This window comes from Nocardia wallacei, assembly GCF_029868745.1.
Taxonomy (GTDB): domain Bacteria; phylum Actinomycetota; class Actinomycetes; order Mycobacteriales; family Mycobacteriaceae; genus Nocardia; species Nocardia wallacei_B.
Genome location: NZ_JARWOP010000197.1, coordinates 1 through 10,789, shown reverse-complemented (window position 1 = coordinate 10,789; position 10,789 = coordinate 1). Strand labels below are relative to the sequence as shown.

The following is a 10,789-nucleotide window of genomic DNA, read 5'->3' as shown; positions in this document are numbered from 1 at the left end:
GGTCCAGATAGATCCGCTGAGTATCGGCCGGGGGCGGGGCGCCCCCCCGGGCGGCGCAAACCCCCCCCCCCGCCCCCCCCCCCCCCCCCCCCCGCCCGGCCCCCCCGCCCCCCCCCCCCCCCGCGCGCGCGCCCCGCGCGGCCCGCCCCCCCCCCCCCCCCCCCCCCCCCCCCCCCCCCCCCCCCCGATACTCAGCGGATCTATCTGGACCACGCCTACCACATCGGATCGTTCAATCCGTGCTTCCCGGAGTACCGATTCGATCGCGTGGATGCCGAGACGGCAAGTGGCCGTGTGACTTTCCCTCTGCCCTACGAAGGGCCGCCCGGGCTGGTGCACGGCGGCTTTCTGGGGGTGTTCTTCGATTGCGTCACGCAGCAGCAGAACTGCGCGGCGGGTCTGGCGGGCAAGACCCGGTCGCTGACGGTGACCTATCGCCGGCCGACGCCGCTGCTCACCGAATTGCGATTCGACATACAGCGTTCGGTCGGCGATCGCGGAATCGACTCCACGGCGCGGCTGATGCTCGACGACACCGTGCTCTGCACGGGTGTGGTCACTGCGGTCGCCGCGCCGCCGAGCGCGTTGGCGGGCACGCGGTACGGCCGGCGCCGCACGGAGTGACGACTATTTCGATGCGGCGGCCTTGGCGGGACGCCGCGAGGACGCCGCCGGTGCTTTCTTCGCGGCAGTTTTCTTCGCGGCCGCTTTCGCCGGGGTCTTCCTGGCGGAGGCCTTCGCCTTCGTGCCCGGTCCGGATTCGATCAAACGGTGTGCGCGTTCGAGAATGCAATCGAGCCCGTACTCGAAATTGTGGTCGTCCGGCGCGCCGCTGCGCAGGCCCTTCGATTGCGCCTCGGCCAGTAGCGGTGTCGTGTCGGCCGAGATGGTGAGGTGCTCGTAGTAGGCGCTCGCGCCGGCCTCCGACTCCTTGTTCTTGTCGTAGAGGCGTTGCAGCACAACCGTTCCGTGCACGTGCAACTCGACCGCCGAGTACGTGTCGACGGCCTCCTCCAGCGACAGGCCGGCCTCGACCAGGCTGGCGATCACCTGCTCGGTCATCCGGGCGCCCAGTTGCGCGGCTTCCGGGCTCAGTGCCGAGCGGATCAGGATCAGGTCGCAGAGGATCGGGTTGCCCAGGAACGTCTCCCGCATCGTGCGGGCGTGTGTGCGCAGCGACTCCTGCCAGTCGGCGGCCTCGACGAACGGCGTGACGAAGGTGGCGTACTGGTGCAGCGCACGATCGGTCATCGCGTTGAGCAGGTCGTCCTTCTTGCGGAAGTACCAGTAGATGCTCGTGACGCCGACATCGAGATGCTTGCCCAGCATGGGCATGCTCAGGTTGTCCAGCGACACCTGCTCGGCCAGTTCGAACGCGCCGTCGAGGATGTCCTCCGGGTTGAGAGAACCGCGTTCGCGCCGCGGTCGTTTCTCCGCGGCTGCCCGCTTCGCCATGTGTGCGACCACCTCCGTGAAGTTCATTCGAGCGTAACCGCTTCCCGGTGCGGAAATCGGCAGCAAACTCGATAGTACATGTAACCGTAAATCATACCGCGAGGCATTCTATCGGCGCGTCTCCGCACTACTCCGACGATAGATACTGGAACTGATACAGTAATGTTCTCTGTAGAATATCGGGAGGCGGTGGCGCGATGGATCTGGGGTTGACGGGGGCGGCCGCGGTGGTGGTCGGCGGGAGCCGGGGGATGGGCCTGGCCACGGCTCGCTGCCTGGCGGAGGAAGGGGCACGGGTCGCCGTGGTCGGCCGGTCGCGCGCGGACCTGGATCGCGCGGTGGCGGAGCTGTCCCGGCACGGCAGCCCGGACGCCGCGGGGCTGCGCGCGGACGTGCGGGACGTCGATCAGGTCGATGCCGTATTCGCCGAACTGGGGGAGCGCTGGGGCGGCGAACTCAATGTGCTGGTGAATACGGTGGGCCCGAATGTGCAGGGGCGCTTCGACATTCTGCGCGACGACCAGTGGCGCGAGGCGGTCGACGACGGGGTGCTGTCCATGGTGCGTTGCGTGCGCGCGGCCCTGCCGCTGCTCCGCGCGGCCGAATGGGCCAGGATCGTCAACTTCTCCGCGCATTCGACGCAGCGGCAGAGCGTTCCGCTGGTCGCCTACACCGCCGCGAAGGCCATGGTGACGAGCGCGTCGAAGAACCTGTCGCTGCTGCTGGCCGAGGAGGAGATCCTCGTCAATGTGGTCTCGCCGGGTACTTTCGTGACACCGTCGCTGGTCGGGTGGGCGCGTTCGGTCGGCGTCGCGAGCGACGACCCGTACGAGCTGATGGCGGCGATCGCCGGGCACTACGGGCACCCGGCGCAACTGCCGCGCGCGGGCCGCCCGGAAGAGATCGGCCCGGTCGTCGCCTTCCTCGCCTCCCGCCGCAATTCCTACATGACGGGCGCGAACATCAATGTCGACGGCGGCTCCGATTTCGTCTGACGGCCGCGAACGAGGCCGCGTCAGAGGCGGTAGCCCCGCATGACGCCTTTTCCGATGATGCGCTTCTGTATTTCACTGGTGCCCTCGCCGATGAGGAGAAACGGCGCCTCGCGCATGAGGCGCTCGATCTCGTACTCGGTGGAGTAGCCGTAGCCGCCGTGGATACGGAACGCGGCCTGGGTGACCTCGTTGCAGTATTCGCTGGCAAGGTATTTGGCCATTCCGGCCGCGATGTCGTTGCGCTCGCCGGAGTCCTTGAGGCGGGCCCCGTTGACCATCATGAGGTGCGCCGCCTCGACCTTGGTGGCCATCTCGGCGAGCGAGAACGCGATGGCCTGGTGCTCGGCGATGGGTTTGCCGAACGCCGAGCGTTGCTGGGCGTAGCGGGCGCCGAGTTCGAAGGCGCGCAACGCGATTCCGCACGCCCGAGCCGCGACGTTGACGCGGCCGACCTCGATGCCGTCCATCATCTGCCGGAATCCGCTGCCGGGGCTGCCGCCGAGCACCGTGTCCGCGGCGGCGGCATAGCCGTCGAGCAGGAGTTCGGTGGTGTCGATGCCCTTGTAGCCCATCTTGTGGATCTTGCCGGGAATCGTCAGACCGGGTGCGACGCTGCCGAACCCGGTGGGTTTCTCGATCAGGAAAGCGGTGAGGTTGTCGTGGGGGCGTTCGTGGCCCTCGTCGGTGCGGACGAGGACCGCGACCAGGTTCGCCGTGGATCCGTTGGTGAGCCACATCTTTCGGCCGTCGATGGTGTAGTCGCCGAGGGTGTCGCGGACGGCCTTGGTGCGGATGGCCGCGACGTCGGAGCCGAGTTCGGGTTCGGACATCGAGAACGCGCCGCGTACCTCACCGGTGGCCATGCGCGGGAGGAACTTCTGTCGCTGGGCGTCGGTGCCGTGCCGAGTGAGCAGATACGCCACGATGAAATGGGTGTTGAGCACGCCCGAAACGCTCATCCAGCCGCGGGCGAGTTCCTCCACGCACAGCGCGTAGGTCAGCAACGATTCGCCGAGACCGCCGTATTCCTCGGGAATGGTGAGGCCGAACAGGCCCATCTCGGCCATCCGGTCGACGATGGCCTGCGGATAGGTGTCGGTGCGTTCGAGGTCCTGGGCGTGGGGAATGATCTGTTTCTCCACGAAAGTGCGTACGGCGGAGAGTATTTCGGTTTGAGTCTCGGTCAGGCCGTGGGTCTGTGCCAGTTTCACGCGGATGTCCGTTCCTGTGGGGCGGCGAACGCAACGCCGGTTATCGTGCGTCCGCTCGCTCGAAGATGGCGGCGAGGCCCTGGCCGCCGCCGATGCACATGGTCTCCAGCCCGTAACGCAGGTCGCGGCGGTGCATTTCGCGGGCGAGGGTGGCGAGCATGCGTCCTCCGGTCGCGCCGACGGGGTGGCCCAGCGAGATGCCGGAGCCGTGCACGTTGGTGCGTTCGAGATCCCGCTCGCCGAACTTCCACTCGCGCAGCACGGCCAATGCCTGCGCCGCGAAGGCCTCGTTCAGTTCGATCAGATCGATATCGGCGAGGCCGAGCCCGGCCGCGCGCAGTGCCGCTTCGGTGGCCGGTACCGGGCCGATGCCCATGATGTCGGGACGCACGCCCGCCACCGCCCACGACTCGAGGCGGACCAATGGCGTCAGTCCGAGCTGCTCGGCCTTGTCGGGCGTGGTGACCAGGCACATCGACGCGGCGTCGTTCTGCCCGCTGGAATTGCCCGCCGTCACGGTGGATTCCGGATCCTCCCGTGCGCGAACAGGTTTCAGCCGACCCAACGTCTCGAGCGTGGTGTCGGCGCGCGGATGTTCATCGGTGTCGATCACCGTCTCCCGACCGCGTGCGGAGACGGTGACCGGGATGATCTGCTCGGCGCTCGCGCCGCCGCGCGCGGCCTCGACGGCCCGCTGGTGCGACCGTACGGCGAGCCGATCCTGTTCCTCGCGCGGGATGTCGTAGATCCGGCGCAGGTTCTCGGCGGTCTCGAGCATGCCCCCGGGCACCGGATGCCGCCGCCCGCCCGCCGTCTCGCGGCCGCGGGTGAGGCCGTCGTGGATGCGCACACCCTCTCGGGCGCCGCCCCAGCGCATGTCGAGCGAGTAGAACGCGACATTGCTCATGCTCTCCACGCCGCCCGCGATCACCACGTCGTTTGCGCCGCTTCGTATTTGGAGGACGGCCTGGATCACGGCCTGGAGGCCGGAACCGCAGCGGCGGTCGATCTGCATGCCGCCGACGGTGGTCGGCAATCCGGCGTCCAGCGCGATCACCCGGCCGAGCGCCGGAGCCTCGCTGTTCGGGTAGCAGTGGCCGAGGATGACGTCCTCGACCAGCGTGGGGTCGATGCCGGTGCGCTCGAGCAGACCGCGCAGCGCGGTGACGCCCAGGTCGACCGCGGTCAGCGACCGGAATACGCCACCGTAGCGTCCTATCGGTGTGCGGACGGGTTCGCAGATCACTGCCTCACGCATGGAATCGGGCTCCGGGAGAAGGGAAGTCGGCGGTCAGGGTGGCATGGGTGCCGGATTCGCCGACAACGGCGACCGTGAGGTGGCCGTTCGCGTCGTCCTGCCGTCGGAGACGAGCGGGGCCGGGGCAGAACAGCGGCGCGAGGTTGCGGTGGCGCAGTCGCACGGGCGCCGGGTCCGGAGCTTCGCGCCGCACCGTTTCGGCGAGTGCCAGTGCCATCAGCGGGCCGTGCACCACGAGCCCCGGATAGCCCTCCACGGCGGTGGCGTAGGGCCAGTCGTAATGGATGCGATGCGGATTCGCCGTGGCGGCGCTGAAGCGCATGAGGACCGTCGGATCGGTGCGCAACTCCCAGTCCCATTCCCGCAGCCGCCGCAGCGGCGCCCCGACGGGTTCGATCGCGACCGGCGCCGCGGCGGTGGCCGGATCGGGTACCGCCGCCTCGCGATAGATGAGATTCTGCCGTTCCACCAGCGCGGGCTCGGGGGTCCCGGCGAACAGCGCGATCTCGACCACCACGACCACGAGCCGCCCGCTGCGCCCGGACTTCGGTGTCACCGACACCACCCGCGCCTCGCGGCGCACTGTCGAACCGACGGTGATATCGCCGGACAACCACACTTCGCCGCCCGCGAACATTCGCCGCGGCAGGTCCACCGGGGGCAGGAACGCGCCGCGCGCGGGATGGCCGTCGGGCCCGAGCGACGACGACACCGGCCAGCGGGGCAGCGCCACCCAATGCCACAGCGGCGGTAGGGGATCGCCCGTCCGGGCGGCTTCCGCACCGGTGTCGAGCAGTGTCCGCAGGGCCTCGACGGGACCGGGATCGACGAGTTCTTCGGTGACGACGGTGTGCGGTGTCCAGCCGCTCACAGGAACCGCCCGCCCGTCACTTCCAGGGTCGTGCCCGTTGTACAGGCCGCCAGGAACAGCGCCACGTTCGCGACCTCCTCGGGTCGTCCGGTCACGTGCCCTCCTGTTGTCGAGCGTTGTCGTTGTCTTTATCGTAAGCGCAACAGTATTGGTCTGGAAGGAACTGTATGGTCACTGCGACTTCCGTGCAAGGCTACCGGTAAAACGCCTGGGCTTCCTTGAAAATCTACGTCTCCGGCGCTGTTCTCGATGCTACAGTTTGGTTTACTGGATCATTCACTGTTCGACGTCGTCGTCCACTTGTAGGCGGAGCCCCGAGGCGAAAGGCGCCACGATGAGTACCGGAATCACCGAGCAACCGATCGGCGACGCCGAAAAGCGAGACGCTGTACCGGATTTCGCGACACCGGCCGAAATCCTGGCGGTGCAGCGCCGCGCCTACCTTCGCGAGGGGCCGCCCACGATCGCGGTTCGCCGGCACCGGATCGACCGGTTGCTCGCCATGGTCCTCGACAACCTCGACGCGTATGTCGACGCCATGGTCCGCGACTTCGGGACGCGTTCGCGCACCGGAATCCTGTTCGCGGAGATCATGGGCATGCTCTCGACCATCGAGCACACCCGTTCGCACATCGGCAGGTGGATGCGCCCGAGCACTCCGAAGCCGATGGCTCGCCTCTACGGGATTCGTGCTCAGGTGCAACCGACGCCGCTGGGCGTGGTCGGCATTATCGGGCCGTGGAATTTCCCGCTCCAGCTGGTTGTGGTGCCGGCCGCGGCGGCGTTCGCGGCGGGTAATCGGGTCATGATCAAGATGTCGGAGGTCACCGCGCACACCGCGGAACTGACCCGTGCGCTGGCGCCCGGCTATTTCGACCAGGCCGAGCTGGCGGTGGTGACCGGCGGGCCCGAGGTGGCCGCCGGATTCGCCGAATTGCCTTTCGATCACCTGTTTTTCACCGGATCGACCCGGGTCGGCCGGTTGGTGCAGCGCGCCGCGGCCACCCATCTCGTCCCGGTGACCTTGGAGCTCGGCGGGAAGAATCCGGTCGTCGTGGCGCCGGACGCCGATATTTCCCAGGCCGCCGCCCGCATCGCCCGCGCGCGAATGGTCAACGGCGGGCAGGTCTGCGTGAGTCCGGACTACGTCTTCGTCCCCGAGGCCCGCATCGACGCCTTCGCCGACGCGCTGCGAGCGGCGTTCCGGGACATGTTCGCGACGATCACCGCCGACCCCGACTACACGGCGTGCGTCGACGCGGCCAACTACGAGCGAGTTCTCGGCCTCATCGATGACGCCCGCGCCCGGGGCGCCCGTGTCGACGCGATCGCGCCGCCCGGCGAGGCGCTGCCCGAACGTGTTTCGCGCAAGATCGCGCCGACCATCGTCCGTGACGTCACCGACGAGATGCCGATCGCGACGGAGGAGATCTTCGGACCGGTGCTCGTGTTGCGGCCCTACTCGTCGATCGCCGATGTCGTCGACCATCTGAACGAGCGGCCCGCGCCGCTCGTCGCCTATTGGTACGGGCCCGACGGACCGGACTTCCGTACCTTCGTGCGACATACCCGCAGCGGCGGCGTCTCCCGAAACGACTTCGCGCTCACCATGTTTCCGGAGAACGCGCCGTTCGGCGGCGTCGGGCAGAGCGGTATGGGCGCCTATCGCGGCAAGGCCGGTTTCGACACCTTCACCCACTATCGCACCGTCGCGGGGGCGGACCTGCCGTTCGTCGTCACCGCTCTGGCCGCGCCGCCGTTCACCCGGCCGCTGCGCGGGGTCATCGAGGTCGTCCTGCGCTTCGCCCGCCGCCGGACGCGCCGGCGGGTCGGGGGATCGGTACCGACCCGGGGTGCCGGGCGATAGCGAGCCGATTCTCCGGCTATTCTCGTAATCTTTCCCGTAATGCTTACAGTCGGGATATTCTGACTACGGTTGTCCACCCCCGAGACCGAGGAGGCACCGTTGTCTCGTTCCGTGGCCGAATCCGAATCGTCGACGTCGCAATTCACCCTCGTATCCGCGATCGACGCCGCCGCGTCCGCCCTGCCCGACCGGGAGTTGGTCGTGCAGGGTGACCGGCGATTCACCTATGCGCAGATCGCCGAGCGATCGAAGCGCTTGGCCGCCTACCTGCGTTCCCGTGGACTGGGTTGCCACACCGAGCGCGAGGTGCTCGCGGGGCATGAGGTCGGGCAGGATCTGCTGGGCATCTACGCCTACAACGGTCCCGAGTACATCGAGGGGCTGGTCGGTTCCTTCCGTGCCCGCGTGGCGCCGTTCAACGTCAACTATCGGTACGTCGAGAGCGAATTGCGGTATCTGCTGGCGGATTCCGGTGCGACGGCGCTCATCTATCACTCCGCCTTCGCGCCCACGCTCGCCGAGGTGCTGCCGGAGCTGCCGAACCTGCGGGTGCTCATCCAGATCGCCGACGATTCCGGCAATGAATTACTCGACGGCGCAGTCGATTACGAGACAGCCATCGCGTCCGCCCCGCGGGATGCCACGCTCCCGCAGGCTTCCCCCGACGATCTCTATGTCTTGTACACCGGCGGTACCACCGGCATGCCGAAGGGCGTGCTGTGGCGTCAGCACGACATCTTCATGGCCGCTTGCGGCGGCCGCGACAACAACACCGGCGCGGTGGTGAGCTCCTACGACGAGATCGCGGCGCGAGCGATGTCGAATCCCGGTGTCGGACTGCTCATCCTGCCGCCGCTGATGCACGGCGCGGCACAGTGGGCAGTGCTCACGGCGATGACCACGGGGCAGACGATCGTGCTCGCACCGGTGGTCGACCGTCTCGACGCCGAGTCGGTCGCGCGCACCATCGAGCGGGAGCGCGTGTCCATCGTGATCGTGGTCGGCGACGCGGCGGCCCGGCCGCTACTCGCGGCGGTCGAGGCGGGCGCGGCGGATATGTCGTCGCTGGCGGTGCTGGCCAGCGGCGGGGCCGTGCTGAGCCCGCGGCTGAAGCAGCGCTGGATCGATGCGGTGCCCGGGCTGGTCGTACTCGATGCCGTCGGTGCGTCGGAGACCGGCGCGCAGCTGCATCACGTGTCGGCCGCGGGATTCGTATCGACCGGCACGTTCGCGGCCGGTGCGGATACCTGCGTGGTGGCCGAGGATTTCAGCGCGGTGCTCGAACCGGGCCACGACGGGATCGGGTGGCTCGCGCAGGGCCGCTTCACCCCGCTCGGGTACAAGGGCGACGCCGCCAAGACCGCCGCCACATTCCCGGTGGTCGGCGGCGCGCGTTTCGTGTTGCCGGGGGACCGGGCACGACATCTGGCCGACGGCTCCATCGAACTGCTGGGCCGCGACGCGGTCACGATCAACTCGGGCGGCGAGAAGATCTTCGCCGAGGAGGTCGAGCTGGCGATCTCGTCCCATCCGGCCGTCGCCGACGTCGTGGTGGCGGGCCGCCCGAGTGAGCGGTGGGGCAGCGAGGTCGTGGCGATCGTCGCGGTGTCCACGGCGGTGAGCGCGGCGGAGCTGATCGCGCACGCCGCGGAATCCATTGCGCGGTACAAGCTTCCGCGGGCGGTCGTCTTCGTGCCGGAAATCGTGCGCAGTCCGGTGGGCAAGGCCGACTACCGCTGGGCTCGCGAGCAGGCGATCGCCGCGACCTGATACCTGCGGGCCGAGCGCACCGGACTCAGCGGCGCGTCGCGCTCTTGACCAGACCGCCGCCGATGATCAGGCGCTGGATCTCGCTGGTGCCCTCGTAGAGACGCAGCAAGCGGACGTCGCGGTAGATGCGTTCGACGGCGACGCCGCGCATGTAGCCGGTGCCACCGTGCACCTGCACCGCCAGATCGGCGACTGTGCCCGCCATTTCGGTGCAGAACAGCTTCGCCGCCGAGGGCGCGTTGCGCCGGTCCTCCCCGGCGACCCAGGCCCGTGCCGCGTCGCGGACCAGGGCGCGTCCCGCCATGACACCGGTCTGCATATCCGCGAGCATGGCCTGCACCAGCTGGAACTCTCCGATAGGAGTGCCGCCCTGGGTGGCCGTGGCGGCGTAGGCAACGGACTCGTCGAGGGCTCGCTGGGCGGTGCCCACCGCCAGCGCGGCGATATGGATGCGGCCGCGGGCCAGCGAGGTCATCGCCGCGCGGTAACCGATGTCCTCGTTACCGCCGACCAGCGCGTCCGGCCCGACTCGCACGTCCTGGAAGCGCACCTCCGCGGTCCAGGCGCCCTCCTGCCCCATCTTGAGATCCTTGGGCCCGACCTCGACGCCCGGGGTATCCGCCGGGACGAGGAAGACCGAGATCCCGGGCCCGTCGGCGTCGGCGGGCCGGGTGCGGGCGAAGACGACGAACAGATCGGCCAGCGGGGCATTGGTGATGAATCGCTTCTCGCCGTTGACGATCCAGTCCTCGCCGGATCGGGCGGCCGAGGTCCGCAGCGACGCGGGGTTGGATCCCGCCCCGGATTCGGTCAGCGCGAACGAGGCCACCACCTCGCCCGAGGCGATGCGGTCGAGCCACCGGGACTTCTGCTCGGTCGTGCCGAAGCCCACCAGCACCTGGCCCGCGATCCCGTTGTTGGTGCCGAACATGGAGCGCAGCGCGAGAGTGGTGTAGCCCAGTTCCATCGCCAGTTCCACGTCCTGCGCGAGATCCAGGCCGAGACCGCCCCACTCGGCGGGGATGGCGTAGCCGTAGAGACCCATCGACTTGGCCTGCGCGGTGATCTCGTCCGGCATGCGGTTCTCCGCGGCGATCCGCTGCTCCTGCGGCATGACGACGGAGCGGACGAAAGTCCGTGTCTGCGCCAGGATTTCGCGAAAGTCCTCGTCGGTGAGGGCGTCGGCTCCGGTGGACATGCTCGGCATGGCAGGCCTCCTCGTCTGCGGCGCCGGCCGCGCGGCCGGCGCGGTGCGGGTGTGGTGCGCCCGGCGGCTCGCGGGTTACGGCGACGGGCCATCAAAGCGGGGCGAGTAGGCGGCTCGTGCGGCAAGGAAGTCGTCGACCGTGCGGCCGCAAACCA

The 10,789-nt window shown here is 68.9% G+C and carries 8 protein-coding genes and 2 pseudogenes; 4 read left to right on the top strand and 6 right to left on the bottom strand.

Annotation, left to right across the window (positions count from 1 at the left end):
- Positions 1-186: 186 nt before the first annotated feature.
- Positions 187-624, top strand: a pseudogene (locus QH470_RS16400) (hotdog family protein); the annotation flags it as partial.
- A 3-nt stretch (positions 625-627) separates the two neighbouring features.
- Here the strand turns inward: QH470_RS16400 and QH470_RS16395 are convergent.
- Positions 628-1,455: a TetR/AcrR family transcriptional regulator gene (locus QH470_RS16395; RefSeq protein WP_280273232.1), complete on the bottom strand. Its 828-nt coding sequence runs from the start codon at positions 1,453-1,455 to the stop codon at positions 628-630.
- Positions 1,456-1,652: 197 nt separating this feature from the next.
- Here QH470_RS16395 and QH470_RS16390 point away from each other — a divergent pair, with 197 nt between their 5' ends.
- Positions 1,653-2,450, top strand: coding sequence for an SDR family NAD(P)-dependent oxidoreductase (locus QH470_RS16390; RefSeq protein ID WP_280273231.1), 798 nt, complete (start codon positions 1,653-1,655; stop codon positions 2,448-2,450).
- Between the two features lie 20 nt (positions 2,451-2,470).
- On the opposite strand, the gene QH470_RS16385 is transcribed toward QH470_RS16390, so the two are convergent.
- The 4 genes and pseudogenes from QH470_RS16385 to QH470_RS16370 all read right to left on the bottom strand — a co-directional run.
- Positions 2,471-3,661 carry an acyl-CoA dehydrogenase family protein gene (locus QH470_RS16385; RefSeq protein ID WP_280273230.1) on the bottom strand — a complete coding sequence of 397 codons (1,191 nt, stop codon included), beginning with the start codon at positions 3,659-3,661 and terminating at the stop codon, positions 2,471-2,473.
- A gap of 40 nt (positions 3,662-3,701) precedes the next feature.
- Positions 3,702-4,919: an acetyl-CoA C-acetyltransferase gene (locus QH470_RS16380; protein WP_280273229.1), complete on the bottom strand. Its 1,218-nt coding sequence runs from the start codon at positions 4,917-4,919 to the stop codon at positions 3,702-3,704.
- Positions 4,912-5,790, bottom strand: a complete 879-nt coding sequence (locus tag QH470_RS16375) for an HTD2 family dehydratase (protein WP_280273228.1) — start codon at positions 5,788-5,790, stop codon at positions 4,912-4,914. Before QH470_RS16375 ends, QH470_RS16380 begins: the two co-directional genes overlap by 8 nt.
- Positions 5,787-5,879 (bottom strand): annotated as a pseudogene (locus QH470_RS16370) (3-oxoacyl-ACP reductase); the annotation flags it as partial. The pseudogene QH470_RS16370 and the gene QH470_RS16375, both read right to left, overlap by 4 nt.
- A gap of 326 nt (positions 5,880-6,205) precedes the next feature.
- On the opposite strand from QH470_RS16370, the gene QH470_RS16365 reads away from it, so the two are divergent.
- Positions 6,206-7,657: an aldehyde dehydrogenase family protein gene (locus tag QH470_RS16365; RefSeq protein ID WP_280273233.1), complete on the top strand. Its 1,452-nt coding sequence runs from the start codon at positions 6,206-6,208 to the stop codon at positions 7,655-7,657.
- A 99-nt stretch (positions 7,658-7,756) separates the two neighbouring features.
- Complete coding sequence (locus QH470_RS16360; protein ID WP_280273227.1) at positions 7,757-9,427, top strand: acyl-CoA synthetase; 1,671 nt, start codon at positions 7,757-7,759, stop codon at positions 9,425-9,427.
- A 25-nt stretch (positions 9,428-9,452) separates the two neighbouring features.
- Here the strand turns inward: QH470_RS16360 and QH470_RS16355 are convergent, their stop codons facing one another.
- Positions 9,453-10,634 carry an acyl-CoA dehydrogenase family protein gene (locus QH470_RS16355; protein ID WP_280273226.1) on the bottom strand — a complete coding sequence of 394 codons (1,182 nt, stop codon included), beginning with the start codon at positions 10,632-10,634 and terminating at the stop codon, positions 9,453-9,455.
- Positions 10,635-10,789: the final 155 nt, after the last annotated feature.

Excerpts from the sequence above, each read along its gene's own strand:
- QH470_RS16395 (WP_280273232.1), bottom strand. The coding sequence starts at position 1,455 with ATGGCGAAGCGGGCAGCCGCGGAGAAACGACCGCGGCGCGAACGCGGT.
- QH470_RS16390 (WP_280273231.1), top strand. The coding sequence starts at position 1,653 with ATGGATCTGGGGTTGACGGGGGCGGCCGCGGTGGTGGTCGGCGGGAGC.
- QH470_RS16380 (WP_280273229.1), bottom strand. The coding sequence starts at position 4,919 with ATGCGTGAGGCAGTGATCTGCGAACCCGTCCGCACACCGATAGGACGC.
- QH470_RS16355 (WP_280273226.1), bottom strand. The coding sequence starts at position 10,634 with ATGCCGAGCATGTCCACCGGAGCCGACGCCCTCACCGACGAGGACTTT.